General features: G+C 51.5%; 29 protein-coding genes and 11 pseudogenes. 10 read left to right on the top strand and 30 right to left on the bottom strand.

What is annotated here, in order from left to right:
• Positions 1 to 247: 247 nt before the first annotated feature.
• On the top strand, positions 248 to 769 hold the full coding sequence (locus J4728_RS04845) for a hypothetical protein (protein WP_208211340.1): 522 nt from the start codon (positions 248 to 250) through the stop codon (positions 767 to 769).
• A gap of 134 nt (positions 770 to 903) precedes the next feature.
• Here J4728_RS04845 and J4728_RS23840 read toward each other — a convergent pair whose 3' ends face one another.
• Positions 904 to 1,134, bottom strand: coding sequence for a hypothetical protein (locus tag J4728_RS23840; RefSeq protein ID WP_001057493.1), 231 nt, complete (start codon positions 1,132 to 1,134; stop codon positions 904 to 906).
• A gap of 119 nt (positions 1,135 to 1,253) precedes the next feature.
• On the opposite strand from J4728_RS23840, the pseudogene J4728_RS04835 reads away from it, so the two are divergent.
• Both J4728_RS04835 and J4728_RS04830 read left to right on the top strand, forming a co-directional pair.
• Positions 1,254 to 1,549: pseudogene (locus J4728_RS04835) on the top strand (cytoplasmic protein).
• Positions 1,550 to 2,042: 493 nt separating this feature from the next.
• Positions 2,043 to 3,032, top strand: a complete 990-nt coding sequence (locus J4728_RS04830; protein ID WP_000461383.1) for a RepB family plasmid replication initiator protein — start codon at positions 2,043 to 2,045, stop codon at positions 3,030 to 3,032.
• A 359-nt stretch (positions 3,033 to 3,391) separates the two neighbouring features.
• Here the strand turns inward: J4728_RS04830 and J4728_RS04825 are convergent.
• From J4728_RS04825 to J4728_RS04815, 3 genes and pseudogenes are all read right to left on the bottom strand, one after another.
• Positions 3,392 to 3,520, bottom strand: a pseudogene (locus J4728_RS04825) (recombinase); the annotation flags it as partial.
• A 52-nt stretch (positions 3,521 to 3,572) separates the two neighbouring features.
• Complete coding sequence (locus J4728_RS04820) at positions 3,573 to 3,959, bottom strand: YgiW/YdeI family stress tolerance OB fold protein (protein ID WP_000751876.1); 387 nt, start codon at positions 3,957 to 3,959, stop codon at positions 3,573 to 3,575.
• A gap of 366 nt (positions 3,960 to 4,325) precedes the next feature.
• Complete coding sequence (locus J4728_RS04815) at positions 4,326 to 4,586, bottom strand: polysaccharide deacetylase (RefSeq protein WP_208211338.1); 261 nt, start codon at positions 4,584 to 4,586, stop codon at positions 4,326 to 4,328.
• 80 nt (positions 4,587 to 4,666) lie between these two features.
• On the opposite strand from J4728_RS04815, the gene pefB reads away from it, so the two are divergent.
• From pefB to J4728_RS04795, 4 genes and pseudogenes are all read left to right on the top strand, one after another.
• Positions 4,667 to 4,969 (top strand): transcriptional regulator PefB, encoded by a 303-nt coding sequence (gene pefB / locus J4728_RS04810; RefSeq protein ID WP_000979451.1) that lies wholly within the window; start codon positions 4,667 to 4,669, stop codon positions 4,967 to 4,969.
• 274 nt (positions 4,970 to 5,243) lie between these two features.
• Positions 5,244 to 5,762, top strand: coding sequence for a major pilin PefA (gene pefA / locus J4728_RS04805; RefSeq protein WP_000748207.1), 519 nt, complete (start codon positions 5,244 to 5,246; stop codon positions 5,760 to 5,762).
• Positions 5,763 to 5,988: 226 nt separating this feature from the next.
• Positions 5,989 to 7,467: pseudogene (pefC, locus tag J4728_RS04800) on the top strand (outer membrane usher protein PefC); the annotation flags it as partial.
• Positions 7,457 to 7,780, top strand: a pseudogene (locus tag J4728_RS04795) (hypothetical protein); the annotation flags it as partial. The pseudogenes pefC and J4728_RS04795, both read left to right, overlap by 11 nt.
• 149 nt (positions 7,781 to 7,929) lie before the next feature.
• Here J4728_RS04795 and J4728_RS04790 read toward each other — a convergent pair.
• The 3 genes and pseudogenes from J4728_RS04790 to tap form a co-directional block, all read right to left on the bottom strand.
• Positions 7,930 to 8,124 (bottom strand): annotated as a pseudogene (locus tag J4728_RS04790) (SdiA-regulated domain-containing protein); the annotation flags it as partial.
• An 889-nt stretch (positions 8,125 to 9,013) separates the two neighbouring features.
• The gene (gene repA, locus J4728_RS04785; RefSeq protein ID WP_001676666.1) at positions 9,014 to 9,895 is read right to left on the bottom strand and encodes an incFII family plasmid replication initiator RepA; all 882 of its coding nucleotides are present in this window, start codon (positions 9,893 to 9,895) and stop codon (positions 9,014 to 9,016) included.
• On the bottom strand, positions 9,876 to 9,953 hold the full coding sequence (tap, locus tag J4728_RS04780) for a RepA leader peptide Tap (RefSeq protein WP_001541552.1): 78 nt from the start codon (positions 9,951 to 9,953) through the stop codon (positions 9,876 to 9,878). Before tap ends, repA begins: the two co-directional genes overlap by 20 nt.
• A gap of 88 nt (positions 9,954 to 10,041) precedes the next feature.
• Here tap and J4728_RS24150 point away from each other — a divergent pair.
• Positions 10,042 to 10,164 (top strand): annotated as a pseudogene (locus J4728_RS24150) (replication protein RepA).
• 38 nt (positions 10,165 to 10,202) lie between these two features.
• On the opposite strand, the gene J4728_RS04775 reads toward J4728_RS24150, so the two are convergent.
• From J4728_RS04775 to traM, 11 genes and pseudogenes are all read right to left on the bottom strand, one after another.
• On the bottom strand, positions 10,203 to 10,448 hold the full coding sequence (locus tag J4728_RS04775) for a replication regulatory protein RepA (protein WP_000078115.1): 246 nt from the start codon (positions 10,446 to 10,448) through the stop codon (positions 10,203 to 10,205).
• A gap of 131 nt (positions 10,449 to 10,579) precedes the next feature.
• Positions 10,580 to 10,749, bottom strand: a pseudogene (locus J4728_RS23835) (phospholipase); the annotation flags it as partial.
• A gap of 221 nt (positions 10,750 to 10,970) precedes the next feature.
• Positions 10,971 to 11,252 (bottom strand): annotated as a pseudogene (locus J4728_RS23830) (disulfide bond formation protein DsbA); the annotation flags it as partial.
• A gap of 116 nt (positions 11,253 to 11,368) precedes the next feature.
• Positions 11,369 to 11,932 (bottom strand): fertility inhibition protein FinO, encoded by a 564-nt coding sequence (locus J4728_RS04765; RefSeq protein WP_000139307.1) that lies wholly within the window; start codon positions 11,930 to 11,932, stop codon positions 11,369 to 11,371.
• A gap of 54 nt (positions 11,933 to 11,986) precedes the next feature.
• Positions 11,987 to 12,649, bottom strand: coding sequence for a type-F conjugative transfer system pilin acetylase TraX (gene traX, locus J4728_RS04760; RefSeq protein WP_243771245.1), 663 nt, complete (start codon positions 12,647 to 12,649; stop codon positions 11,987 to 11,989).
• Positions 12,636 to 12,896, bottom strand: a pseudogene (locus tag J4728_RS04750) (TraE/TraK family type IV conjugative transfer system protein); the annotation flags it as partial. The gene traX and the pseudogene J4728_RS04750, both read right to left, overlap by 14 nt.
• 21 nt (positions 12,897 to 12,917) lie before the next feature.
• Positions 12,918 to 13,229 (bottom strand): type IV conjugative transfer system protein TraL, encoded by a 312-nt coding sequence (traL, locus tag J4728_RS04745; RefSeq protein ID WP_000012129.1) that lies wholly within the window; start codon positions 13,227 to 13,229, stop codon positions 12,918 to 12,920.
• A 14-nt stretch (positions 13,230 to 13,243) separates the two neighbouring features.
• The gene (traA, locus tag J4728_RS04740; RefSeq protein WP_001274199.1) at positions 13,244 to 13,606 is read right to left on the bottom strand and encodes a type IV conjugative transfer system pilin TraA; all 363 of its coding nucleotides are present in this window, start codon (positions 13,604 to 13,606) and stop codon (positions 13,244 to 13,246) included.
• Between the two features lie 41 nt (positions 13,607 to 13,647).
• Entirely contained in the window at positions 13,648 to 13,875 is a 228-nt protein-coding gene (gene traY / locus J4728_RS04735; RefSeq protein WP_001676655.1) for a conjugal transfer relaxosome protein TraY, read from the bottom strand.
• Positions 13,876 to 13,968: 93 nt separating this feature from the next.
• Entirely contained in the window at positions 13,969 to 14,655 is a 687-nt protein-coding gene (locus tag J4728_RS04730) for a PAS domain-containing protein (protein ID WP_208211334.1), read from the bottom strand.
• 193 nt (positions 14,656 to 14,848) lie between these two features.
• Positions 14,849 to 15,229, bottom strand: coding sequence for a conjugal transfer relaxosome DNA-binding protein TraM (gene traM / locus J4728_RS04725; RefSeq protein ID WP_053253587.1), 381 nt, complete (start codon positions 15,227 to 15,229; stop codon positions 14,849 to 14,851).
• Positions 15,230 to 15,645: 416 nt separating this feature from the next.
• On the opposite strand from traM, the gene J4728_RS04720 reads away from it, so the two are divergent.
• The gene (locus J4728_RS04720) at positions 15,646 to 16,116 is read left to right on the top strand and encodes a transglycosylase SLT domain-containing protein (RefSeq protein WP_208211332.1); all 471 of its coding nucleotides are present in this window, start codon (positions 15,646 to 15,648) and stop codon (positions 16,114 to 16,116) included.
• 310 nt (positions 16,117 to 16,426) lie between these two features.
• Here J4728_RS04720 and J4728_RS04715 read toward each other — a convergent pair.
• The 10 genes and pseudogenes from J4728_RS04715 to J4728_RS04675 form a co-directional block, all read right to left on the bottom strand.
• Positions 16,427 to 17,245, bottom strand: a pseudogene (locus J4728_RS04715) (DUF932 domain-containing protein).
• 102 nt (positions 17,246 to 17,347) lie between these two features.
• Positions 17,348 to 17,506, bottom strand: a complete 159-nt coding sequence (locus J4728_RS04710) for a hypothetical protein (protein WP_001704449.1) — start codon at positions 17,504 to 17,506, stop codon at positions 17,348 to 17,350.
• An 85-nt stretch (positions 17,507 to 17,591) separates the two neighbouring features.
• A complete protein-coding gene (locus tag J4728_RS24085; protein WP_000372430.1) occupies positions 17,592 to 17,720 on the bottom strand; it encodes a hypothetical protein in 129 nt (42 codons plus the stop codon).
• A 34-nt stretch (positions 17,721 to 17,754) separates the two neighbouring features.
• Positions 17,755 to 18,492 (bottom strand): plasmid SOS inhibition protein A, encoded by a 738-nt coding sequence (locus J4728_RS04705; protein ID WP_208211331.1) that lies wholly within the window; start codon positions 18,490 to 18,492, stop codon positions 17,755 to 17,757.
• On the bottom strand, positions 18,489 to 18,923 hold the full coding sequence (gene psiB / locus J4728_RS04700) for a conjugation system SOS inhibitor PsiB (RefSeq protein WP_010999943.1): 435 nt from the start codon (positions 18,921 to 18,923) through the stop codon (positions 18,489 to 18,491). Before psiB ends, J4728_RS04705 begins: the two co-directional genes overlap by 4 nt.
• A gap of 39 nt (positions 18,924 to 18,962) precedes the next feature.
• Positions 18,963 to 20,955 (bottom strand): annotated as a pseudogene (locus J4728_RS04695) (ParB/RepB/Spo0J family partition protein).
• A 68-nt stretch (positions 20,956 to 21,023) separates the two neighbouring features.
• Entirely contained in the window at positions 21,024 to 21,266 is a 243-nt protein-coding gene (locus J4728_RS04690; protein WP_000131519.1) for a DUF905 domain-containing protein, read from the bottom strand.
• Between the two features lie 54 nt (positions 21,267 to 21,320).
• Complete coding sequence (locus tag J4728_RS04685; RefSeq protein ID WP_208211328.1) at positions 21,321 to 21,839, bottom strand: single-stranded DNA-binding protein SSB2; 519 nt, start codon at positions 21,837 to 21,839, stop codon at positions 21,321 to 21,323.
• Positions 21,840 to 22,445: 606 nt separating this feature from the next.
• On the bottom strand, positions 22,446 to 22,667 hold the full coding sequence (locus J4728_RS04680) for a hypothetical protein (protein ID WP_001109588.1): 222 nt from the start codon (positions 22,665 to 22,667) through the stop codon (positions 22,446 to 22,448).
• Positions 22,667 to 23,347 carry a DNA methylase gene (locus J4728_RS04675; protein WP_000088645.1) on the bottom strand — a complete coding sequence of 227 codons (681 nt, stop codon included), beginning with the start codon at positions 23,345 to 23,347 and terminating at the stop codon, positions 22,667 to 22,669. The genes J4728_RS04680 and J4728_RS04675 overlap by 1 nt, the downstream gene beginning before the upstream one ends.
• Positions 23,348 to 23,507: 160 nt before the next feature.
• On the opposite strand from J4728_RS04675, the gene J4728_RS23820 reads away from it, so the two are divergent.
• Positions 23,508 to 23,789 carry a hypothetical protein gene (locus tag J4728_RS23820; RefSeq protein ID WP_243771244.1) on the top strand — a complete coding sequence of 94 codons (282 nt, stop codon included), beginning with the start codon at positions 23,508 to 23,510 and terminating at the stop codon, positions 23,787 to 23,789.
• Here the strand turns inward: J4728_RS23820 and J4728_RS04670 are convergent.
• Together J4728_RS04670 and J4728_RS04665 are read right to left on the bottom strand one after the other, a co-directional pair.
• A complete protein-coding gene (locus J4728_RS04670) occupies positions 23,727 to 24,083 on the bottom strand; it encodes a hypothetical protein (RefSeq protein ID WP_115179150.1) in 357 nt (118 codons plus the stop codon). The genes J4728_RS23820 and J4728_RS04670 overlap by 63 nt on opposite strands.
• A complete protein-coding gene (locus tag J4728_RS04665; protein WP_208211323.1) occupies positions 24,076 to 24,546 on the bottom strand; it encodes a hypothetical protein in 471 nt (156 codons plus the stop codon). Before J4728_RS04665 ends, J4728_RS04670 begins: the two co-directional genes overlap by 8 nt.
• Positions 24,547 to 24,810 lie beyond the last annotated feature (264 nt).

Below are 24,810 nucleotides of genomic sequence, written 5' to 3'. Positions count from 1 at the left end.
CATCTGGTAGCAACAGCAGCTGAAAGATCCACTACATCTTGTGTCGAAGGGTTACTGCGCGCCGGTGCGTTTCCGGAAGATCCTACTCTACCTTTTTCCGGATCTCAGGTGACAGAGGAAGATACAAAATACATGAACCACAGAACAAAACATAAATCAATACACGAAATTGAAGTTAGCACTTTTTGCAAAAATATATAGCACAAATTGCTAAAGTGGGTTATATTTCATCCGTCGTCCACATCACGTGGCCATTCCACCTACTTATAAGGAGATTTTTATGAACACAGCATTACTCGTTCCATTTATCTCAACTGCATTATCCGGAGTGGGCGTTTATACCCGCTATTACTTTAAGAAATATCAGACTTCCAGGGATCTGTGCCAAAAGGTCCACAGAATGATGGTAAATACACTGACCGATACCGCGAGGTTATTCAGCCGGAGCGCCCCCGCTCAGGCGCTTAAATCAGAACTGAGAATCATGCAGCAGAAACTCTCTCAGGAGACTCAAAAACTGGATAAAATGACGACACGCCTTCCGTTAAAGCGTCTGCAACGGGAACAACGTCATATTTTGAGGCATGCAAAGTGGTTGTTAGGTTATCTCGATTCGCATCTGGCAGATAATGAAGGGAAATTTTTTCTGTTCCTGCATGACTTGGCGACGGATAGCAATGATAAAGTCCTGGATTTCCTGACGTCATTACATGACACAAAGAGATTCAGAAATCGCCGTCTGCAAACTGGATCAACTACCTGTCCCTGAGAGGGGACAGGTAAACGTAAATATATAACCGGTATTAAAAGAGTTATTTGGACATCATATATGGCTTACGTCTGGCCTCTTCTAATTCATGCAGTTCACGTACCTGAGCCATTTTTCTCTGCTGTAGGCTCAGGTTAATTTTCAAAAGATGCCTCAAAACGTTTTCCAACTGACTGCAGGGAAACGCTGTCTGTTCTGGCAGTCTTAAGATTGGTATAAACAAGGCGCGCAAGAGGCTTGGTTAATTCCTTCTCTTCCATAAATTGCCTGAAAATCCAGAAATAAATATTAACCAGTTCTAACCCTGCGCTTTGCGTACCCGACTGGAAAATAAGTGGTTCAGCTGGCATGTTTGTCATATTCATGACGAGCAATCCTGGTCCAGGTTCCCACGGTTGTTCGCGAATATTGAAATAAAGCTCGTTCAGTTCCCGTTAGGAGGAATTAAACTGTAACTGCTGATCCACAATGATGGTTCCGGCAGATGGATGCTGAATTTCAGAAACAGGGACTCACCGGCCTGACAGAAACAGATCTGCAGGCCGTTGTAACTCCCGGGGAGACACTCCGGTTACTGCCGGCACTGGCGCGGTTGCTGCATGTTTTGCGAGAAAACCAGAGGCCTTCTCCCTCTCAGCAGCTTCATACGAAGAAGATACTTCCTCAGCTTTGAAAACACTGCTGGTCCGTACAGGATTCACAATACACCAGATAAGAGAAATGCGACTTCACCTTATTCGCTGGCAATTAATAAGTCAGGAAGAGTTTGACCGGGAATAAGCCCGGGAACCGGCGAGGAAGCGCAAAAAAACAGAAGTTAAAGGAAGCAGATACGCACTGGAGTCACAGCAAGTGATTATTGAAAAACTATACGAATCACCTTGTCGGTCAGCAGGTTATCCACATATACAGTCACTCGATCCAGTAATAAGATCCTTACAACGATCCCTGTTAGATCAAAAGAAGATCCCGACTCTTCTAAAGGCCGCGTCAGTACTGGGCCTGGAGGATGATCACCTAAACTGTAGCATGTTAATCATAAGCTGTAACTGGTAAACAATAAGCTGTATTATGCAAAGGATATACTGTAATGAGTTAGTAATATAAACTACAGTGAGTATGTTCCCCTGAAACTTCTTCAGGGCTGTGTATAAGCTGAAGCCAGTTGTTTAGCACCTTTCAGGCTATAACATGAAAACAGTGGCTGCTTTTATTCTTAAACTATCCACCGATCGGAGGCGCTCTGGACAAGGACAATCTGGACATAAAAAAGTTGTTTGAAGAGGTGGATAAATCCTCCGGTGAAATCGTAAATCTCACTCCTAATGCCAGTAATACCGTGCAGCCTGTAGCTCTGATGCGGCTTGGAGTATTTGTTCCTACGCTTAAGTCACTGAAAAACCGCAAAAAGAACACACTTTCGCGTACTGATGCGTCGGAAGAACTGACGCGTCTGTCTCTCGCCAGGGCCGAGGGGTTTGATAAAGTGGAGATCACCGGTCCCCGCCTGGATATGGATAATGACTTCAAGACCTGGGTAGGGGTGATCCATTCCTTTGCCCGACATAAAGTTATTGGCGATAAAGTTGAGCTGCCGTTTGTCGAATTCGCCAAACTCTGTGGGATCCCCTCCAGTCAGTCATCCCGGAAGCTCCGGGAACGTATCAGTCCTTCACTTAAGCGTATCGCGGGTACTGTGATCTCGTTTTCCCGCACAACGGAGAAGCACACCAAAGAGTACATTACGCATCTGGTACAGTCGGCTTACTATGATACGGAAAAAGATATCGTTCAGCTGCAAGCCGATCCGCGCCTCTTTGAACTCTACCAGTTTGACCGGAAAGTGCTGCTGCAGCTCAAGGCCATCAATGCCCTGAAGCGCCGGGAGTCCGCTCAGGCTCTTTATACCTTTATAGAGAGTCTGCCGCGGGATCCGGCGCCGATATCACTGGCGCGTCTACGGGCCCGTCTGAACCTGAAATCCCCTGTGTTCTCGCAGAACCAGACGGTGAGGCGTGCCATGGAGCAGCTCCGGGAGATTGGCTATCTGGATTACACTGAGATCCAGCGTGGGCGCACAAAACTCTTCTGTATTCACTACCGCCGGCCCAAGTTAAAGCCACCTCATGATGAGAGTGTGGAGAACCCGCAACTGCCAGCCACACCGGGTGACGTCAGTCCGGAGATGGCTGAAAAACTTGCGCTTCTTGATAAACTGGGCATCACACTTGATGACCTGGAGAAACTCTTCAAATCCCGCTGAACATAATCTGTAGTGAGTTATCCACTACTGTTTACTTATTACAGCTTATATTACTGCCTCTGGTGAGTGTTCTGCTCACTACAGCTTATATAAGCAGTGATGAGAGCAGCCCATACCGGAAGCATATCCCTGATCCACAAACTTTTCAGAATGGCATTCCTGTTACTGCAGGAGCCCTGTGAATCCGTCGTTCTCCCTCCATGTATCGTAATATGCTCACTACAGCTTATGTTGCCTGCTACAGTTTATTTAACTCACTACAGCTTATCTCAGGGAAGATTTACTCACCACAGCTTATATAAGCTGTGGTGAGTGACGTTGTCATGTCAGGACGGGAGTATCCGGAGGATCTGTGCGGCTGGGACGGGGGTGATCACCCAGCTCTCTATCTGCCTGACATAGCTTATATCTGTTAGCGGGACCAGACGAACCTCATCTTTTGGCGGGCACTCGCGTCGTGCCTGTGTTTTTTCAGACAGCGCCCGCACTGGTTATGGATACAGTTAGTCTGGATATACGACTTGTTCTTAAACTCCGGTATTACTTCATTACCCGGATATTTTTTACATCTATCTTTATACCATCCCAGTCCCGATCCACTTCTCCTTCAATATGAACCTTATCCGCAGGCGAGGCTGTTTGACCCATCCAGTATTTGTTATCGATGTCCACATAAACAGTACCGCTGCTGTCACGGAATTCATAAAGCTCGTGACCGACTTGCCTGATAATGTTGCCTTCCAGTACCACCCACGCATCATCCCACTGTTTTTTAGCCTGTGAAACCGATGTCTGGGTGGGGGCCGGGCCTGTAAATCCTCCCTGAACATACCCGGGCTGCTCTACGGAAGAAACAATGTCCGTTTGCCGGGCAAGCGAACTGAAAGAAAGAGTGGTAATAATAAGAGTGATTAAAGTTTTTTTCATTTCTGTTTTCCCTGAAAAAAATTCCTGGAAAACTTAATGAGCAAATCTTAACTAAACCTTAAGCGAAACTAAGCGACAGGGTATTTGCTCCTTTTTCCTGATTACATCCGATGGATAAACTTTATCCAGTGGGTGCTTTCATGGGAGGCTCTTACCCCCGGAGAGCATAAACATTACAGAGCAATACACGAGGCCTGGTTCTTACTTCTCTGTTTTAGCGTGAAGGTTGCCGTGATTTTTTTCATCTCTTACGGAGTGCCCTGCCTAAAGCCACCGGAGGCAAAGATACATCCGGATAATCTCACAGCCCGAAGCATTACATAATAATTTCACGGATGTTAAGAACTTATTTTTATTATGTTTTTTCTAATCCTGGTGTGGCTGATTTTTATATTTTTGAAAGTTTATATTTATTTTTTCTTTTTTGATATATGTCTTTTCATGTGCAAAAAGATTTGCATTGCAGATATTTTGATTTTTTGTGTTGTTGCGATCTTTTATGCTGAATTTTGTATGGAAAATAGATTCTTGCCCTACTTTTTTTTTGATTTTTTGGTGGTATATTCTTGTTTGTTTTGTTTGTATGGTAGAAAAGATCGCAAAAATGATCTTTTTCAAAACAAACATCTGTATATAATTCCCGGCATAAAGTTTGTTTCCTTTGGAAATTTTCTGTCACAACACCAGATTGAGCCGGAGATAATCCAATGATGCTGAATAGAAAAGATGCTGATTATTATTTGGGCAAAGAAATCATGCTGGCCAGAATAAGAAGAGGGGCGCTGATACCTGCAAAAGTAAATGAGGAACATTTCTGGTTACTCATCGGTATATCATCCATTCACAGCGAGAAGATTATTCAGGCACTCAGAGACTACCTTGTTTTTGGTGTGTCCAGAAAGGATGTCTGTGAACGCTATGAAGTGAACAACGGGTATTTCAGTACCAGTCTGAACCGCCTGTCACGTATCAGTCAGGCCGCAGCGCAGATGGTTGTTTACTATTCATAAGTCTGTGTTGTTCACGGACTGAAGGACAGCTTCCGCCAGGTATTAAAAACAGATAACAGACACTGAATTTAATTCAGATGCGTATTTGCGCGCCTGTTTTACAGAGCGGTTATTAAATATGTCGGATGACAACTCAGGATTTTTACGCCGTCACGTCATGGCTGACTTTATTTCTGCCCTGTCCGGGAAGGAATAAAGCCAGCCATGCTGGAAAATGTGAATGTGTATTTTCATTTTGTGAAAGTCAAAAAATTAAATTCAAGAGGTTATATACATGAAAAAGAGCATTATTGCTTCCATTATTGCACTGGGTGTTCTGGGCGGGACTGCACACGCTGCCAATGAAGTGACTTTCCTGGGGTCAGTGAGCGCCACGACCTGTGACCTGACCACTTCTGTCAACGGCGCAGCTCAGCCGAACCAGGTTGTTCAGCTGGGTACCGTTCAGGCTAACCAGACGGGTAATGCTGTTGAGTTCGCCATGAAGCCGGCTGACCCGACCGCACAGGCTTGTGGAAACCTGGCTCAGAAAACGGCCACTATCACCTGGGCTTCTGCTGCCCTGGATGGTGAAGGCTTCGGGGCAACCAGCGGTACAGCTGCTGATGCCAAGGTACTGGTTGACAGCGTGAACTCCAAAGCACCGGGTGCTGTAAATGCTAACGCCAGTTCAGTTGACTTCGACGGCGCTAACCTGACCACCGACGGCCTAAAGTTCACTGCAAAACTGAAGGGTGGCCAGACTGAAGGTGACTTCAAATCTGTGGCATCTTTCGCGGTGACTTACAAGTAATCACCCGTAAGCAGAACCTTACATATTTTATTTAAATGACGCGGCGTACGGCGGTGCGCCGCATTTAATTACCTTGTTCGTTGTTTTTATATCGCTGATTGCAGGCCGGGACAGCACCTGTATATTCATCCCGCCATCCTGCATTCCGTTATTACCTGTTTAACAGGAAATTGTATTTTCCGTGCAATTTCCTCCGGAGAGGGACTGTCTGAGTCAGGGGGTTGTTGTGTCATTTCATCACCGGGTATTTAAACTGTCGGCGCTGAGTCTCGCCTTATTTTCTCACCTGTCTTTTGCCAGTACTGACTCAGAGCTTAACCTGGATTTCCTGCAGGGAATGGGCGCCATTCCCTCCGTATTAAAATCCGGTTCGGATTTTCCGGCCGGACAGTATTATGTCGACGTCATTGTTAACCAGGAAAACGTGGGTAAGGCCCGTTTATCCATTACGCCACAGGAAGAGTCAGCAAACGCCCTGTGCCTGTCGCCGGAGTGGCTGAAAGCTGCCGGGGTTCCTGTCCGCCTGGAGGGGTATGCCTCCACGCTGAATGCTGCCGGGCAGTGCTATGTCCTCAGCCGCAACCCCTATACCAGGGTGGACTTCAGCTATGGCTCCCAGAGCCTGGTGTTCAGTATTCCCCAGTCGTTCCTGGTCGGTAAAACGGACCCCAGCCGCTGGGACTACGGCGTGCCGGCGGCGCGCCTGAAGTACTCCGCCAACGCCTCGCAGACGTCCGGGCAAAGCACCAGTGCCTATGCGAATGCCGACCTGATGGTCAACCTTGGCCGCTGGGTGCTGGCCAGTAACATGAGCGCATCCCGGTACGCTGACGGCTCCGGTGAGTTCACCGCCCGGGATATCACGCTGTCCACCGCCATCAGCCAGGTGCAGGGGGACCTGCTGCTCGGTAAATCCCAGACCCGCAGCGCCCTGTTCTCTGATTTCGGCTTTTACGGGGCGGCACTGCGCTCCAACAGTAACATGCTGCCGTGGGAGGCCCGCGGGTATGCCCCGCTTATCACCGGGGTGGCAAACTCCACCTCCCGCGTCACCATCAGCCAGAACGGGTACACCGTGTACTCAAAAGTGGTGCCGCCCGGCCCGTACCAGCTGGATGATGTCCGCTCCGTGGGGAACGGTGACCTGGTGGTGACCGTGGAGGATGCGTCCGGCCACAAAACCACCACCGTCTATCCGGTCACCACCCTGCCGACGCTGCTGCGTCCCGGGGAGATTGAATACAACGTGGCGGCCGGTCGCAAGTCCAGTAACTATCAGCTGAAAAAACCGTTCCGGGACGGTGAAAGCGGCACGTTCTGGATGGGAAGCGTGGGGTACGGCTTTGACTCCACCACGCTGAATGCCGCCTCCATCCTGCACGGTAAATACCAGGCCGGCGGGGTGAGCGTGACGCAGGCCCTGGGGGGCTTCGGCGCCGTGTCTGCCGGGATGAACCTGTCACAGGCGAAATACGACAACGGGGACAACAAGCGCGGGCACAGCGTCAGCGCCAAGTATGCCAAAAGCTTCTCTGACAGCTCGGACCTGCAGCTGCTGGCCTACCGTTACCAGAGTAAGGGGTATGTGGAATTCGCGGACTTCTACAGCACGGACCGGTATACCCGCTACAACACAAAATCACGCTATGAGATGCGCTTCTCGCAACGTCTGGGGAACAGCAACCTGAACCTGGCCGGCTACCGTCACCGTGGACTGCAGGGGGAGCACGGCAGTGAAGACGGCCCTGACGGCAAGGAGCACCACGGGAACGCTGCAGGGGGGGAGTGACAGCGTCATGATGCGGGTGAACGGTCAGGCGTCAACTAATGGTCCGCTGTTCTGGCTGGAGAATGGCGGACAGCGGGTGAAGCTGACGGGGGCAAAAAGTGATGCCTTCTGCATCTCCCCCACCGCCCCGAACAGGTGTGAGCTTCGTCCGGTGACGGATATCCCGACGAACTCCCCGGAGGGGAATATTGATGCGACGGTGGTCTTTGATGTGGTTTATCCGCAGTAGGCAGCCAGTATAAATCGCCCGGCGTGGGTTAAGCGCACCACAATATGCGAATGAACCGTGTCGATAACAACGGACAAAACTGTAAGTTCATTGTGTTATGACAGAAGGTGTGCATTCTGCTCCTGCACACCCGTAACGCCGCCTCATCCTCAGGACGCAGCCGTGCGGGTGAAACGGTAAAACAGATTCGGTTCACTGACTATCCACAGCGTGTCCCGGTCATCTGAGGCTATCCCCTCCGCCTGGGGAATATCCCTTCGCAGGCCATAGTGTCCCCGGCGCAGCGACATCACCTTCCTCCCGCCGTCCAGGCCCGACACCACGACCACGGCAGACTCATGGGAATTGAGTTTGTAGCGCGTTCTGGGCAATTTTTTCTGCTTTGCTGGTACTTTCTGTTTAAAACGGTTCTGAGTGGCTCCTGTTACGTTCAGGGGATGGAGCAAAAGGAACGTATGACGTCACGGTAGATAAAATTGTCAACTGCTGAATCGTGGGGTCCCGCGCCAGCGGCGTGGGTTCCGATTCAGTGGTTGACAACTGCATATAAAATACCATGCTGGCGGGGTGATGGTTCACGCAGTGGGCCATCGCCCTGCAAAGCCAGACGGGACATAACGCCACTCAGTAATTTAGTTACATCATTCATTATTAAAAGCGACTCCATTCCGGCCCTTTGGGCCGGGGCGGCGGCGCTTTTCAGTGGTGGGAATGGGCTGGATATCAGGTTTTTGCTTCGGTTTCGTTGGTCAGGATTTTGGATGTTGTAACTATTTGCATGACCGGGGCCCGGCGCATCGCGACGGGAGGTACTAATGTTGTTTCCGAACCGGCGCGGACGTGAGTCCGCTGCAAGGGCGGGCATTCTCCTCTGGAACCTGTCCACAGGGCAGGTGATGAACAGGTTATTTATTTATAAGAGAGAAAGATTATGTATTTAAAAGAAGTACAGATCTGGGGTTTAAAGGAAACCACGCACTTTGAAATCAGGTCGCCTGGCGCTTTGTCAGTATATCGGTTGTAACTTTATGGAAAGGTCCCTTGCAGTTATTTGTGAGTAACTGAATATTGCGACCGGAAATGACTCAGGCGGGAACATTTCTGGCCATTCTGGCAGCAGAATGAGAGATATTTTAGCAGGAAGAACGAGCGTTCCGCGCAGAAAACAGGCGGCGCCCGGCGACAGACGTACAAAATCCTCCGACGTCAGCCGGATTTTCATAATCTGGTGGGTTATATGGGGACGGTGGCCATGGTCAGTCGCGTGTAGTTTTTGCCCCGCGACATCATCATGCGCTCTTTCACGCGCCGCTGCAGCTCCCGCTTCATGGCATCAAGCCCGCCGGTAAAGCGTCCGCTGGCGTATTCCCGCGTCAGCTGCTGTTTCACCAGTGTTTCGATGTCCTTACGGGTTCTGTCCGCGTCACGCCGCGCCCGGGCGCGTTTCAGTCCGTGCAGTTTACGTTCAGACTGGTAGCTGCGGAACCGTTCGCGCACAAATCGCCAGGCTTTCGCTATCAGTTCGTCCATCTCCAGTGGCTCCAGATTCTGCTTTTTGCGCTGCTGATTTTCCCATTCGACACGACTGCAGCGGGCGGCCATAACAGCCACGTCAGAAACGTCGAGCGCGGAGAACAGTGCCGGCGTGAAGGTGATATCGGTCGGGATGTTGCAGCCAATCTGCGGATCGTACTCGGTCTGGTAGGTAATCAGCCCCAGCTCTGCCATAAACTTCAGCGCCCGTGTGGCGCGGGTGATGGACAGATTACCACTTTTTGACTCAGTGGCCAGACCGCACTCTATAGCCAGATTGGTGATGGATCTCTGTACACGGTTGGCCAGTGGATCATAATGGAAGCACAACCCCTGAAGCAGCGCATCGATGGCACGACGGCGCAGCAAAGGCGGCATCCGGTGACGCTTTCCCAGCGAACGAACGAACGCCACATGGACGGAAAAATCAAAACGGGACGTGAACCCTTCGGCTTTCGCCATCAGCTTACGACAGAACGGCAGGGTCTTTTTCCCTTCTCTCGGCGTGAATTCCGGATTCGGATTTTTGACCTGTCGGTAATGAGTGAACAGTGTTCGGGTGTCAGTCACTTCTGCCTGCACTTACAATGCACGGAAGGAGTAAATGCCACAGAAACAAGTATTGAAATTTTCTGAGCATAAAACTATACTCCCTGCATAGCCTGATTGGTGGCTATACAGTTTAAGTAGGCCCCGTTAATCTTTCGTTCCCGCCAAGAAATGAGAAGATTATCGGGGTTTTTGCTTTTCTGGTCCCGGGTAGACACCTCATCAGAACCAGTTCCCTGCCACCTTACGGCGTGGCCAGCCATCAAAATTCTTTAGACGATCAGCAATCTAACACTCACTGACGAGACGATCAAGAAAGTTACTCATTCACCTTCTTATCTCAGGCTCTTTTAGCCATTTCCCGTTCAATTAGTAGCTCAATCATTTGAGCCTGAGTAGTTCCAGTCTCTTCACAAAGCTGCTGCAAGCTTTCTTTATGTATGTTTTGTATGAAAACATTGAGCTCTTTATGCGTCGTCTTTTTTCGTGAAATAGATAATCTCTTCTTCTCAGCGGAAGATAAGGGATTACCCTTTCTGTAAATGCGTTTCGATGAGGAAGTTACTGCATTTTCAATCTGCGACATCTCTGTCTCCTCAAGGATCAAACCTAGATCGTTTGCAGAGAATACTACAGATTTCTAAAATCAGCGACTTACTTTATGAACGTAACCTGTGTTGGCGCACGGTTTACGTTTCAAGATCGTTTCCTGGGATGTCAGTACGTCTGTTTCCAGTCCGTTCCCTGCGCCCAGCGGGATGTCCAGTGGTTCAGGTAGCTGCGGGCTAGGACTGAGTCATCCCAGACGACAGCACGTTCTCCGAATTCGAACGGTCTGCTGCACGGGAATAGTTAAACGATCCCACTTCGGTGTGGCGACCGTCGCTCGTTTTTCCCGGATTGCCGGGGCTGGACAACGACGCGAGCGGCGGAGGCGTCAGGATAAATTGTTATTGCCTTCCCTAGTGGTGGCACGATCATTACGCTCCATCCCGGCCAGAATCAGCACGGCCGCGTTTTCCAGAGTTTCCTGTCCCGCGCCGCCCGGTATCACTGTCACGTTCTTCTCCGTGGCCTTCTTAACCGGCATCATTATCATCACCGGCGAGCCCTGCAACGCAAGCGTATGTGCCAGTCGGTTACTGGCATCCAGTATGCTTTTCGTGTTCACGTTTCCACCCCTGATTTTATGCCCTTTCAGGACGGCGGCCGCCGCACTACTGATATCTTCACTGGTGAGCGCGCCTTCATAATGACTGGTGGCAAAAATACCGTTGTGATACGCAAGCCAGGCATCCGCCCTCGCTGATTTCCAGATTTCCAGCCCCTTCTGTGCGGCTTTCAGCGAGTTTTCCCACTGCTGTACAAATGTGGGCCAGTACTTAAACACATAGCGGACCTGCGGCCTAGCTTCACAGCCTGCAGCATCGGGGTAAGGCCGGTGCCACGCCGTACAGACGATCTTTCTGTTTCATCCGTTCACTCATTATACTGGGCTTCTCCGGTTCAGACCGTCTGCGCCAGCACCGCGCGGAGTTCCGCTTTTCTGGCGTTCTGCGCCCGGACCTTTGCCAGTCGCGCCAGCGCGTACTGTTCTTCCTCCACGGTAATATGCTCCGTCACATACCCTTCCGTGTCATATCGGCAGGCCCCGGCTTTCATCGCGCTGAGATATGCTTCAGAACGGGCAATCGCTTTCAGCGCACGGATTATCTTTTTGTGTGACAGCGGGATACCACGCCTGGAGGCGTCCTCAAACAGCGCCTCACGCACGCCACAGGCGAAAAGACGGGGCGTGTCGCCGTCAAACAGCCCCGGCCACCAGGGTTTCAGCGTGCTGACCGCTTCCTCCACTGACTGAAATCGCAGGTAGATGGACAGATCTTTTCTTGCCCGGGCTTTTTTTTCTGCCAGTGACGCTTCCCGGACAGCCCTGTCAGCCAGTTGCTGTTTCTTCACCTTCCACTTCGGGGGCGTGGTGACGTTAATAATGGTTTTGCGGCTGCGGGCCGGCGCTTCCCCATCCGTTTTCCGTTTCAGTGTCAGTACCGGTCGTTTCTGCTCAGTCATGCTGTATGCTGCCCCTGCCAAATCCTGCTCATACCGCCAAAGATACCACACCCGTCACATCGCCAGAACGCCCAGGGCAGCCAGATGGCAGGTGTAGAATACCGGGAAAAAATCAGCCGGCCAGAACGGGGGCCGTGATTTGCCTGTCAGCGAAACAAGCCATACCGTCAGCCCGGTCACCAGAAGTCCTGCCACCGCCGCGGCATCACTGGTGACCAGATTCAGCGCGGGGACGGCCACCACCAGGCAGGCCGCAAGCGCCAGATGTTCTTCAGTATCTGTGATCCGGTACAGCCGGTAACAGATGACCAGCACCAGCACGCCGGCAACGCCGTAGCTGGTTCCGGACAGGGGTATCCACGCCGTCAGCAGTAACAGCGCGGCCGCAGAGTGAAACAGGCAGCGCTGCTCACACCACTTCAGCGCCTGCGCGGTCACCGCAAAGGCAAACAGAATATTCCCTTCATACCACGGAAATCCCGCCAGAAAATATCCGGACTGCGCGATAACCGCCCATCCCCACAGCCGGTTAATCGCAGACTGGCGGATATGCGTATGCCGGGACAGGTTCAGTCCCCACATCCGGCGGCCCATCTCACCGGACTGCTGCAGGGCTTCCAGCCGGTGCATAATCACCGCCAGCATGTCCGGCTCCTGTACCGGCCACAGATCGCCCCAGGTGCCCAGGTCTGCGGCCGCCACGCTCTGACGACACATTCAGACGCAGGGCAATAAACGACAGTGCCATCTGCTGTAAATAAGAGGCATCGGCACTGTTCTGTGACACCGCAAAGGGCGCGTTAAATCCCATAGGAGTGACCGCCGTGCGTTGCTCATTCTGCAGCCGGTAGTTATTAATACCCTGAATGACATTCACGGCCAGACTGAGCACAATCAGCAGGGCCATAAAAATAAAACTTATCGCCAGTACGCGGCTGGTACTTAAACGGGCGCCGTGTTCCATATACTCATCCCGGAATAATGATTACTTAATCCACTGCCGGAAACACGAATCGGGAACGTTATGAAAAATACCGCGAAGGAGGGCTGTCGGCATATACCAGTAAATCAGGTCACGCAGCCAGGAGCTTCCCCGTCCTTTTTTCAGTTTTCTTATCCCGAAATAAACCAGAACCGCAGCGCTGATGCCGAAAAGTTGTTTTGATGTCATTAATCCCCAGCCAATACAGACAGCAGCAGGAATTAATTCATCCACCGGCAGGCCAAACCAGCGGCTCTGGTTGGTCAGTGTTTCCGGGAAACGATATTTCCTGAGTTTATTCTCGTCTCCCGACATGGTCTTATTTCCTGTCAGAGGCCGACGACAGCCATACCAACGGCAATAAAGACCGAGATGATGGCAAAACCCGCCAGGAACTTGACGTTCTTGGTCATCATGTACATCACGGCACCGACCAGCACTTCCGCGAGAATAACCCACTTGACGGCGCTGGAATCCTTACCAAATGTCGCCTTAACCGTACCGTTACCGCTGGCCATCAGGTCCTGCGAACCGCCGGCAGCCATTGCCAGTTGCGGGAAAAAGAACATCAGCACTGCCGCCGGGATCACTGCGCGGGCAAGTTTCAGCAGGTTCAGACGTGTGAACTCAGAAAAAAACGATTTCTTTTTAACGGGCGCAGAAGCACCCTGAACACTTAAAATAGCGCTCATATGGTTCCTCTTTTGAGTAATATCAACTATAAATACGAAAGTTAAATCTCTTTAAATGTGGACTCTGTTTCTTCAATTACCTCCCTGAAAATTTCTTCATTATAGAAATCCGGATATCGCTTCAGATGGTCCCTCAGACGAATCTGAACTTCTATTGTTTTACTTCTTCCACTCCGATCTTTAGCCCTGATAAGACGGTTATTCGTATCTTCATCGAGATACACTGAGACAGTTCGACTTATCCCCTCTCTTGCGTTTCTCCTCCTCACAAATTCACCTCTGCTTACACGACTAATAAACTTATGATTACACGGAAAACGGCAAAAAAAAACACGCCAAAAATGGCGCGCCTTAATTTACATTTATTTAACACAATAAAATTCACGAATAATATCTATCAATGACATTATTTTACCTTTAGAAATACATGATATTCTGAATGAGTCGAAAGATTCATAATTCCTTTTAATTTTACGTTTAACAGGTTTGATTCTGTCTTCTGATGCTCTGATAGTAATACCTAATTCTTTAGCTATATTTGCGTGACTAACTCCTAATGTATAAAAAGAAAAAACAAGCAAAGTACCGGGAGACAGTTCGTTCCAGAATGATTCATTTCCTGAGATAGACAAATTTTTACTTTTTGTGTCAGGAGAAAAAAATGGATGATCTGGAAATAAATTTATCTGCCACAACACAATTACCTCATTATTATCGAATGAGATATTCTCCATTCTTATCTGATAAATTTCCCCATGAAAATTAAAACGCCGGCAAAAAGCAGCTCCATGTCCAAGCGACTGACATTCAAGTTCCAGGGATGACAGAAAAACTTCAACCTGATAACGATTATAACTTTCTCCGGAAAGAGGCTGATCCTCTTTAGAGAAGAGTTCAATAAAGGCCCCATTTGCGTAAAGGATTTTCCGACTTTGATTACGGACGCAAACAGGAACTGGTGAGTTTTTATAGATCTCCTGAATACTCAGAATGTATTTATTTACAGATTGACTGGCGAGTGTTCTTTCTCTACGATCCGTCGGACACATAGGAACCTCCCTAAAGGATTCTATGGACAGTCGATGCAGGGAGGTGAGAACTCCCTGCATCGGCGATTTAACTTAATTTTTTAACGTAGCGTTAACTACAAAGACACTATATTGTTTTTAGACTTAATTTGTCACTATATTTTTATAGATCAACATACTTTTATTTAAAGTAAATCAGAATTTAATCCCGCTATTATTCTTCATTTTCATGGAAAAATCTTTCCATCTCTGAAGATACTTTTTCTTTGATATCTTCAACCATATTTGCATATTCAAATTTTGGATTTCCGGCGACATGAGGGCTGAGAGATCCTATACCTAAAATTTTGGCTACGGATGACTGTGTTTTAAGTACATTTTCAAGTAATACTTTATTGAATTCTGTCTGATTAAATGGCGACTCCTTACGCTCCATTTGTGCCTCATAGACACGAAGCCCTAATTCCAGCAACATCGAAGATGTACCAGAAAAACTGATATCTTTATCTCTCGCCCCTTCTTGGCGTCGTTTTTCCACAATAGCAGTTATTTTATTGCGAACCTCATTACTTATATATACATTGACTTTAGCCATTCACTATCACCTTTTTTTTCCGCAACAAATAAGAACATTATAAACTCCGGATTCAGGAGCACTCTGTAAGGGGTAACACCCCTGGCAGCGCCCCCAGGGGGGTTACTTAAAAACAGGCACAGCGACGCTAGCAGCGCCCCTGATATAATGCAATGTTTTTTATAAAAATAGTCAGTACTACCCCTATATAGCGTCGTCATAGCGGTGCCGGCGACGTGCCTGCACCGCTATTTAATACTTTAAAATAAATTAAATTACATTATTATGAACATAACTCACTGTTACTAAAAACAAATCAGCAAAATTTTAATTTTGCGTGGGGTGTGGTGCTTTTGGTGGTGAGGACGGCAAATTTGTTGAGTATGGAGCTGGAGTGGGTTAAGTTATTACCGGATGACTACGCAAGAGGCAAATTAATGTATAAATGGCTCCTGTCTGTCCTCCTGGTATTAATGAGCACGGTAGTCCATGCCGCTGACTGTTTTGATCTGGCCGGGAGAGACTATAAAATAGATCCGGATTTACTGCGGGCGATTTCATGGAAGGAATCCCGTAACCGGGTTAATGCCGTCGGTATTAACCCGGTTACGGGATATGGCTCGGGATTAATGCAGGTTGACTCTCAGCACTTTAAAGAACTGGCTCGTTATGGAATAAAACCGGAACAACTTGTCTCCGATCCCTGCCTGAATATTTACACCGGAGCTTATTATCTGGCAATCGCATTCAGAAAGTGGGGGGTATCCTGGACAGCAGTCGGAGCGTACAACGTCGGATTTAAAAAGACTCCCCTTCAGGATGCGCGTCGTCTGGACTATGCGACTGATGTACACCGAATCTGGATCGCGATGAAACAAAGTAAAACCAGGCAGACTCCCGCCCGATGATCCCCTTTTTGTATCCGGCAAGCAGAAGAAGGGATAATATTATCAACCGAAACCCATATATTTTTTATGCCGCATAGCAGAATGGAATAAACACAGAAATGTAATACTGACTGCCCGGAATCCCGCGAAACGGGAACCCGTTATCATATCTTCTTCCACCCTGTCAGATCCGTTTTTATCGCTGGCACATAAATGACAGAAAACGATGAAGTCTGTTGATTAAAATGGGATGTTACAGACAATCTGACAATGTCCGGGAAGAATAACATAAGTAAAGCCCCGAAAAATTTTCGGGGCTTTACTTATGTTATTATGACTTACATTCACGAAACTGTTCAGCAATCATCCACAGCGCCTTGTTTAACCGGATATCACCATTAATACCGGTAACTGCCCTGATCCGGGTATTTTTTCCGGGGCATTCCTGCCGGGTAACCCACTCTTCATCATATTCTTCTGTACACGCTGATATGTTGTCCACAGGTCATTTTGTTTATCTTCCCGACGACGTGGAGTAATTATTTATTCAGGAGAAACAGGGATTTTATTTTCGTCCTCATATCTGACAGTCAGTGCCGCTTTACCAAACAGATATTGCTCATCCTGATTAATTATCACTGACTTCATTGACTCCATATTTTCGGTGGCTTTATCGAAGATCCCCATAACCTCATAATCCCCCTCAATCACCTGCCCAACAATATCTCCCTTGTGTGGCACACGTATTTCACCAAAATGATCCGCATACCAGTCCATTTGTACAGATAAATCTGAACAGCCCGGGAACCATCTGATAACTTGACGAACCGTCATGAGAATTGAGCAAAATAATTTCCGGAACCTCTTTCCCATTAATCTGTCATTCACGACGAAAACGCAGCATATGTTTACTGTATTCCCGGCGACTTAAATCACGTACACGACTCTGGCAGGCAAAGAACGACTGAAAACCTTCCTCACGTAACCTGTTGATGATATTAATGGTTGGAATATAAGTATAACGTTCGCTCCGGGATTCATGTTTGTCTCCGGAAAAAACTGAAGGCACAGTCTGCATTAATTCAGCGTCAGCCAAAGGACTCTCACGACGAATGGAATTCTGTCTACCAAAACGGGAAGCGAGTCTCATAACGTATTCCTTATATAATTAATGAAAAAATTCTGAAGAAAAAGCAGTGACCGGAGACACCGCCATTTCCGTTAACACTCAAGTAACAAAAGCGGGTGTTATTCAACAACGCTCCCCTTTAATCCCCTCGGTGAAGCCGGTGATCCAGTCACGTACAGACCGGATAAAACCATACTGAATACCGTAATGATCTGCGGCTTCCTGACCATACGCGACACTCATGGCCGCACGATCAGCAGCGGCTACCAGCTGGCTTTTCATTTTTTCCACCATCTTTCAGTAGATTCAAAGTTACGCATGATATCTCCTTTCGATAACGGGGCGGGGATATTCCCCGCCATCCGGGTCACTTCCTGAGTTCAGTTCCGGCAAACTGCGCCATCAGGTGAAGCATCTGTGCTATTTCATCCACTTTTTGCTGCAATGGCGGCGTTGCCACCGGGATGAGCCGGATTTGTACCTCCAGCTGATCCATCAGCCGGGCGGTCTGCGTTTCCAGACGGACTTTATCAGGAAAGTCGCCCGGGCCTCCGGTTCGTCAGCTTGTTGGGTACCTGCCAACGTTCGGCCTCGCGCACATATACCGGGTTTTCCCGGACGATGAACCAGATTTCATACATCACGTTGTACAGCGGCTCATCACTGTCGCGCAGCCAGTCCAGCGACGTCAGCGAGGTAAACCGCGTCCGCCACTGCCAGAACCCCTGCGCCAGCTCCCGCGCGTCAAACTCGTCAGCCCAGCGCGTATACCAGGCATTGACGGTTTCCGGCGACTGAAAGTTAAGCTCCGTCATGGCCTGCCCCAGCAGGTTCTGGCGCAGCAGCCAGGCATGTTCCAGCGCTTTTTCCTCCCGGCGCATTTTGCGGTTAAAGGCGATTTTCTCACGCTGCATCCGGCGATCTGTGCGCGCGTGTATCACCTCCGGGAACAGTTCGGCCTGCACATCCACGGAGAGTGGTAGCGGGCAATACTCCCCGTGGCTGGAGATGAGGCGGTCCAGCGCCTCTTCCACCTGTTTCAGGCTGGTCAGCCGGTTCTTCGGCTCCCAGTTCAGGCCGGGAATACGCTGTGCCACTGTCGTGTTAATCCGGCTGCTGCCGCTCAGCACGCGCAAAAAAGTACGCGCATGTGGCAGGGCGGGCAGACGTGCTCCACGGCGGCGGGATTCTTCCACCGTCAGAATGGCCTGTAATGCCGCCTGACGGGCTGGCTTCAGGGTAACCAGGGCGTGTGAAGAGTGGATCATGCTGCCCCCTCCATCGCCAGAACGCTGATGATGCTGGCCTGACTGTAACCATCGGCATCAAGGTGAGCCACCAGGCTGAGTGTATGCGTGATAACCTCCGGCGACCAAGCTGGCAGCGTGCGGATAACAGAGAACGGGCGACCGCTGACCGGAATAAAGACCACCATCCAGGACGGGCTGATATCCCCGGGACTGCATACCGCCAGGCTGAAATTGCCGCGGGATGGCGTGAAACGGATCTGCACCGGGAAAAAACCACCAAACTCACTGCGATATTCGCCGTTCATGTCCCAGCCTGCGGGACATGTCAGGTCACGCATCGCGGCGTGGGTCAGTTCACGGCGCAGGTCTTCGCCGCCGTCGCGCCAGTCTTCGAATTCCTGGGGGATCATTGTACTCAATACAGCGGGGGTAATAATGTTACGCATCATTTTCTCCTTGCTGCCGCCCCCGAAGGGCGGCCTCCGTTATCAGGCTGCATCGGGCAGGGTGTGGTGGCTGTCTGCATCAGCACTGCCGTTTTCGGTATCAGATACGTCGTTTTCTGCATCAGGGGCGCGCATCCAGACAGGCACCCAACGGTTGTCACGCATTTTGTCCTCTGCCAGTTCAGCCGCATCACCCTTCTTCATCTTCTCCGCATCCCGCGCCTGTCAGTCCGGCCTCATTCAGCGCGGCGATGATTTGCGGTTTTTTAAGGCCAGTGAAGAAATCGGCCTTCGTCGGTTGCTACCAGTCGCGCAGATGGAAAGCGAGCGCGATTTCCAGCTTATCGAGCGGACTGCGGGTGGTGCCTCCGGCGCCGCGCATCTGCATACCGTCAAGACTGCATGCGGTGCAGAAACTGAGCAGGGCGGTAAGGTCTTTGGCGCTGAGGGTGAAAAAGGTGGTGAAGTCCTGTGTCCAGCCCTCCGGTAGCAACGTTTCAAGACGTTTTCCCTCCTGCGACAGCGTCACAAACGCAACACCGCTCTCGCCGGACGGCGCATCCTTTGTCAGGGAGTAATGCTTACAGTTCAGGCTGATTTGAGCGGGTCGGTTATACGCGCCGCTGCTGAACACGTTCAGACACAGCGTCCATGCCAGAAGCGCCAGGGATTTTTCCGGCTGCTGCATCAGTGCCGCCTGGACCGACAATGTCCGTTCTGCACACATTCTGGTCAGCAGGGGAACACTGATTTCGTCCACAGGCTCCGGCTGGCGCTCATATACCGGAACCTGAGCGGGTTCATCTTCCGTTTCAGACTGCTCACGCAGGCTCACCCCGCGCTGGACACAGATTTCACCGTGACGCCATGACACCACCACGCCGGACTGTGCGCGCATTTCCAGCGTCCATGCCCGGAGTTGTGCCGCGCATTCGATGGCCTCTATCTCTGACTCCATCGTGTCGGTTTCATCGCTGGCGGTCTGGTTTTCGTCGTACAGTTCCTGCAACTCGTCCAGACGCTGCTGTTCCTGCTCCGTGTAAACCGCGTCAGGCTCATCCTGAATACGGTACACTTCGGTATCCTCACCATAGCGGCTGACAGGCTCCATCCGTCCCGCGCACCATGCCCAGCCCTCGGCCTCTTTCAGGCACTCCGCCACCCACTGAAGTTTTTCCAGCAGGGCCGTATCCAGCGCCAGTTTGTCCACAAAACCGCCCTGTTCGTCGCTGAACAGGTCTGCGCGGATTTCATCGCCGGAGAAAGCTTTTTCACCGACAAACGTATATTTGCTGTTGTTGAGGGTGGAAACCTGACTGTCGGTGATCAAATTACGGATCACGCGCACTTCCGGTTTATTGTTCCAGCCCTCTCGACACGCCGCCTCGTACACCTGCACCTGACGGTCGGGATTGTCCTCCAGCGCCAGCGCCTGACAGTGCTCCGTGGTGATTTTGTCCGCAGCCAGCGCTTCCAGGATAACCGGAGCCAGCCCCGCGAGTTTCAGCATCCGCTGTACGTGACGGGGCGAATAGCCCAGCAGATCGCCAGTCTGTGCAGGAGTTTTGCCTTCCGCTGCCATCGCGCGGAATCCCGCAATTTGTTCGACAGGGTGCATTTCCAGATGCTGCCCGTTCTCGGTCAGTGAAGCGGCGGTCGCCAGATTATCCGGCACAACCTTCACGCGGACAGGCCAGTCCGGGTGGATCGTGTTCTCAGTGGCCAACAGATTCATCGCCGCCAGACGGCGACCGCCAGCGGCAACACCGTACAGGCCGTCAGGGAGGGCGTGAACAACCAGATTCTGGAGCAGCCCAATCCCTTTAATAGAGTCCGCCAGTTCGCGGACGCTCTCTGCGGAATACGGCACGATACGCACGTTCTGCGGGGATTTGACCAGTGCGGACAGCGGTACGTGTTGTTCTTCGGTCTGCGCCAGCACCGCCGACAATACGGTGTTACTGGCACTGGCGGCGTTTTTCGCCTTACGGCTGGTTTTTACTGCGGATTTTGCATTAGAATTGGTAACTGACATTATTGATACTCCTTCATGATATTAATAATTGTCTGCCGGACGTGTTCCCGTCCGGCACCTCTTACGGCTTACTGCGTTTTACGGATACCGTGGCTTTCGATACAGCGGTTGAGCCAGTACTCGCCGCCCGGTTCAAAATTCCAGCCCCGCCAGACCATTTCGCCGTCCTTACGCACAACCAAGCGAAGGTGCGTCCCCTGATCGTCTTCAATGGCGACATTCTGATACTGTGCTGCCACCGCTTCGGCCTGTTCGTGGGTGAACGTGCCATCAGGCAGGGATTTCAGTGGGATCATGATGTTGTCTGTCATCGTGTTCTCCTGGATAAGCCCCGTCAGACGGGGCATCAGTGAAAATTTACCGAGTCAAAAGGGAATATCATCGTCGAAGTCATACGCCGGATCGGGTTGCGCTGGCGGCTGCTGCGGTGCTGCTGAGTTTTTCCCTTTTGCTGCATTTCCCGCCCCTTTTACCGCTTTGCCTTCTCCCTTTGCCGCCATAGGTGGGGTCTGAGGCTCCTGCTGTGGCTGGCTGTTGTGGCGACCGAGCATCTGCATGGTGCCGCCCACGTTAACGATCACTTCGGTGGTGTATTTGTCCTGACCGGACTGATCGGTCCATTTGCGGGTGCGTAACTGGCCCTCGATGTAGACCTGAGCACCTTTACGCAGATATTCACTGGCAATTTCAGCGAGCTTGCCAAACACGACAACACGGTGCCATTCGGTGTGTTCGCGCATCTCCCCGTCCTGCCTGTCACGCCATGTTTCTGACGTGGCGAGGGTAAGATTTGCCACCGCGCCCCCGTTGGGCATGTAACGTACTTCTGGGTCCTGCCCGATATGACCGACCAGAATAACTTTGTTTACGCCACGTGCTGCCATGATAAATCTCCTTAATGCGTTGTTTTGACTTTAAAAACCATCACCCGTTGAGTTTCGGGAGCCGCGGTTTTGACGTTTTGCGGGGACCTGCTGTTCTGTTCCCTCTGGTACTGCCATCACCCGTTTGAGAACCTTCGCCGCAAGGGGCATCACTGCCACGGCCCGACGCACCTGTCCGGGGCAGAACGCAAAAGTTTTTGCCGGCCTTTTACGGCAAAAAGTTTTGTAGGCTGTTCATTTCACCCTGGACAGCCAGTGCGGCGGGTTGTGGCTGTATCAGCCCCCGGCGACAGGGACTTAAACGGGTAACGGCACCAGAAGCGGAGATGAGCAGGAACCCGCCGCAACGTCGGGACACGGCACGCGAAACGGCGTTGCGCCTTACAGCCCGGCAGCCTTACCGCCGGGGTGCGAAAAGCACAGGAAACGGCGCGCCAGGGGCGGCGTGACCGGAACGGTCGCAGCAAGCCTGCCGTTGACGTTGCGACAGTGGGATGGAAACCCGCTGCCCCGAAGGGGCCGGGCAGAGACAGCGCAGCTGGCTCGGTGCGCAGCATGACAGCCCCGGTTCCCGTCAGGGAAGTCGCCCGGCGTCAGCGAAATCTGTCAGTCTTTAAAACACTCATTGAGCATCAGGCTTTCGTTGTACGCTTCATCCAGCAGGGTGTTGATACGCCGCAGACTCTGCCCGGCCAGTCGTTCAGTAAGTCCGTGACGCTGCCAGTGATAACGCTCTTCCAGCACTTTCAGGGTGGCGCGCAGGTCGCACATGCTGTTGGCCAGCGCCGCCACTTCTGCGCGGAGTTTTTCGTGTCCGGAATAGTTCATTACGCGGCCTCCGGATAAAAGACGTCGTTGGCGGCCGGGCGTTGCATGGCGCGCTGTACGGCTGTCAGGCGCTCAATCCCGGCTTTGTGGTACTGCTCCATCAGCTCGATACCGATATATCTGCGCCCCGCCTGTAACGCGGCAACGCAGGTGGAGGCGGAGCCGGCAAACGGATCGAGAACAATGGCGTTCGTGTGTGTGAAAGACTCAATCAGCGGTTGCAGGCTGGTAACGGGCTTTTCCGTCGGGTGGTGGCGATTGCCGGAATACTTCCAGCCGAGGACATCCGGCAGCGGGTTCTGTGGCAGGGCCGGACGGCCTTTCGCCAGCACGTAAGCGCATTCATGGCGGTAGCCGACATACGCGGATTTTGACGAGTAGTTTTTGGTGAATACCAGGTGTCCGACCACGCTGAAACCGGCACTTTTCCAGGCCGCCATGAAACGGTCCACGCGGTTCCAGCCGTAGAAACTGACCAGCAGCGCATCTTTTTTGAGTACGCGGTACATCTGGTTACAGGCGGGTTGCAGCCACTCGTCGGTTCTGTCACCGGCAATACTGCGGCCGGAACGGTCACGGAATCCGACAAGGTAAGGCGGGTCGGTCAGAATGAAATCGACGGCGCGCTCCGGAAAGCCGGACATAATATCGACACAGTTCCCCAGGATTAAACGGGACATAGAGATTCCTCGCGGTTACAGGAGGCACCGGGAGGGCGTCCCTGTGACGCCCGTTCCCCGCTGCCTGTGGGCTGTTCACCGCGTCCGGTAACGGGTCAGGCCGACCGTGGAATAACGAGCCGACAGTCCTCACCGTCGGTGAGTTTATGCCGAAAGCGGCTTGAAGGGCGTTCATCAGAAGGCTCCTGCCGGGCGCATAATAGCGACAGCGCCCGGCAGGAGCAGAAAAATCGCCCGTCCCGTGCCCGGCCGGACGCGGGATACTGACCACAGGCAGCGTTGCTCCCGCGCCGCCGGCGCTGGCGCCGAAAAAAGAGGAGCTGCGCGACATCATTATTCATTCAGGAAGTACCAGGCAGACGTACTGCCCGGCAGATTGTCAGCGGGTGATATCCCGCCAGTCATTCCCCCACTCATCGCGCAGTACCGGCGCATCCGTTGAGCCGGTCACTGTCCACGCATCGAGGAACTTCAGACCACGCAGGATACTGTTTTCCACGTCATCGAGCAGAATGATGCTGTTAAACCAGACCACGCCTGTTTCATATTCCCACCGATGCCGGTCATCCTCGCGTTTCAACGATGGCCACCAGGTGCGCCCCATTTCCAGAACACCCGCTTCGGCATGCTCCAGGTCAGTCGCGGAAACCAGGTAATGCACCATCATTTCAGTGCCATTGACGTCGACACTCAGGCCAACAAGCCAGGTATCATTAATGTTTGAATTATTATCCACCGCGCTTCACCTCATCGATTGCCCATTGCAGATGGCTCCAGTTGAACCCGTCATTCGCATCATGGCAGTGCTGTGCCAGCTCCATTGCCGCATCGATATCGTCTTCCGTGAGCGAACTGTCCAGCGCCAGAAAATCACTGGCCAGCCAGAACGTACCGCAGCACAGCGCATCATCAGGAAACCGGGAAAGACGCTGTTTAAACGCAGCGACTGTCATATTGCGGGACAGCGTGATACAGGCCGGAAAAACACTGTCGGCCACATCGTTCCAGCTCCACTCATCACTGTCTGGTACTGGTCGCTCCACGGTTTCCGTGGTCACACCAGGCAGACGGGATAAACGTTCCAGAATATCCCCCAGGTACAGCCTCTCGCCGCTGCCGTCTTCACTGGACAGATAATGTCCGTTGATATAAAGCGCAAACTCGCCATTTTCCAGGTCGATACAGGTCACTCTGAACATAAGATTTTCCTCAACATCCGGCAGGAGGCATCACCGCGATACCGTTCCCTGCCGCACGCTGCCTGTTCGTCGCGTCCGGTAACGGGTCAACGCCGACCGTGGAATAACGAGCCGACAATTCTCATCGTCGGCGAGCTTATGCCGCGAAAGCAGCTTGAAGGGCGCCCTTAAACTGGCGAGGGTATGGAGTACAATCACAACGACGCCAGCGCCCGTCCCGTGACAGGCCGGACGCGGCACACTGGCAGCGGGTGGCAGTCAGCA

Origin of the sequence: Salmonella sp. 32070601201500089SM, from assembly GCF_017573605.1 — a bacterium.
In the GTDB taxonomy this organism is placed as follows: domain Bacteria; phylum Pseudomonadota; class Gammaproteobacteria; order Enterobacterales; family Enterobacteriaceae; genus Salmonella; species Salmonella enterica.
Note: the sequence above shows the minus strand (reverse complement) of the source record. Positions and strands in the feature narration are given on the sequence as shown.

What these genes read in the sequence shown, in the direction of transcription:
- J4728_RS23840 (WP_001057493.1), bottom strand. Translation starts at nt 1,134, where the DNA reads ATGAATATGACAAACATGCCAGCTGAACCACTTATTTTCCAGTCGGGT.
- J4728_RS04820 (WP_000751876.1), bottom strand. Translation starts at nt 3,959, where the DNA reads ATGAAAAAAACTTTAATCACTCTTATTATTACCACTCTTTCTTTCAGT.
- J4728_RS04815 (WP_208211338.1), bottom strand. Translation starts at nt 4,586, where the DNA reads ATGTTTGTTTTGAAAAAGATCATTTTTGCGATCTTTTCTACCATACAA.
- pefB (WP_000979451.1), top strand. Translation starts at nt 4,667, where the DNA reads ATGATGCTGAATAGAAAAGATGCTGATTATTATTTGGGCAAAGAAATC.
- pefA (WP_000748207.1), top strand. Translation starts at nt 5,244, where the DNA reads ATGAAAAAGAGCATTATTGCTTCCATTATTGCACTGGGTGTTCTGGGC.
- tap (WP_001541552.1), bottom strand. Translation starts at nt 9,953, where the DNA reads ATGCTCAGAAAATTTCAATACTTGTTTCTGTGGCATTTACTCCTTCCG.
- J4728_RS04775 (WP_000078115.1), bottom strand. Translation starts at nt 10,448, where the DNA reads ATGTCGCAGATTGAAAATGCAGTAACTTCCTCATCGAAACGCATTTAC.
- J4728_RS04765 (WP_000139307.1), bottom strand. Translation starts at nt 11,932, where the DNA reads ATGACTGAGCAGAAACGACCGGTACTGACACTGAAACGGAAAACGGAT.
- traX (WP_243771245.1), bottom strand. Translation starts at nt 12,649, where the DNA reads ATGTGTCGTCAGAGCGTGGCGGCCGCAGACCTGGGCACCTGGGGCGAT.
- traL (WP_000012129.1), bottom strand. Translation starts at nt 13,229, where the DNA reads ATGTCGGGAGACGAGAATAAACTCAGGAAATATCGTTTCCCGGAAACA.
- traA (WP_001274199.1), bottom strand. Translation starts at nt 13,606, where the DNA reads ATGAGCGCTATTTTAAGTGTTCAGGGTGCTTCTGCGCCCGTTAAAAAG.
- J4728_RS04730 (WP_208211334.1), bottom strand. Translation starts at nt 14,655, where the DNA reads ATGTGTCCGACGGATCGTAGAGAAAGAACACTCGCCAGTCAATCTGTA.
- traM (WP_053253587.1), bottom strand. Translation starts at nt 15,229, where the DNA reads ATGGCTAAAGTCAATGTATATATAAGTAATGAGGTTCGCAATAAAATA.
- J4728_RS04720 (WP_208211332.1), top strand. Translation starts at nt 15,646, where the DNA reads ATGTATAAATGGCTCCTGTCTGTCCTCCTGGTATTAATGAGCACGGTA.
- J4728_RS04710 (WP_001704449.1), bottom strand. Translation starts at nt 17,506, where the DNA reads ATGAAAAGCCAGCTGGTAGCCGCTGCTGATCGTGCGGCCATGAGTGTC.
- J4728_RS24085 (WP_000372430.1), bottom strand. Translation starts at nt 17,720, where the DNA reads ATGGATCAGCTGGAGGTACAAATCCGGCTCATCCCGGTGGCAACGCCG.
- J4728_RS04705 (WP_208211331.1), bottom strand. Translation starts at nt 18,492, where the DNA reads ATGATCCACTCTTCACACGCCCTGGTTACCCTGAAGCCAGCCCGTCAG.
- psiB (WP_010999943.1), bottom strand. Translation starts at nt 18,923, where the DNA reads ATGATGCGTAACATTATTACCCCCGCTGTATTGAGTACAATGATCCCC.
- J4728_RS04690 (WP_000131519.1), bottom strand. Translation starts at nt 21,266, where the DNA reads ATGACAGACAACATCATGATCCCACTGAAATCCCTGCCTGATGGCACG.
- J4728_RS04685 (WP_208211328.1), bottom strand. Translation starts at nt 21,839, where the DNA reads ATGGCAGCACGTGGCGTAAACAAAGTTATTCTGGTCGGTCATATCGGG.
- J4728_RS04680 (WP_001109588.1), bottom strand. Translation starts at nt 22,667, where the DNA reads ATGAACTATTCCGGACACGAAAAACTCCGCGCAGAAGTGGCGGCGCTG.
- J4728_RS04675 (WP_000088645.1), bottom strand. Translation starts at nt 23,347, where the DNA reads ATGTCCCGTTTAATCCTGGGGAACTGTGTCGATATTATGTCCGGCTTT.
- J4728_RS04665 (WP_208211323.1), bottom strand. Translation starts at nt 24,546, where the DNA reads ATGTTCAGAGTGACCTGTATCGACCTGGAAAATGGCGAGTTTGCGCTT.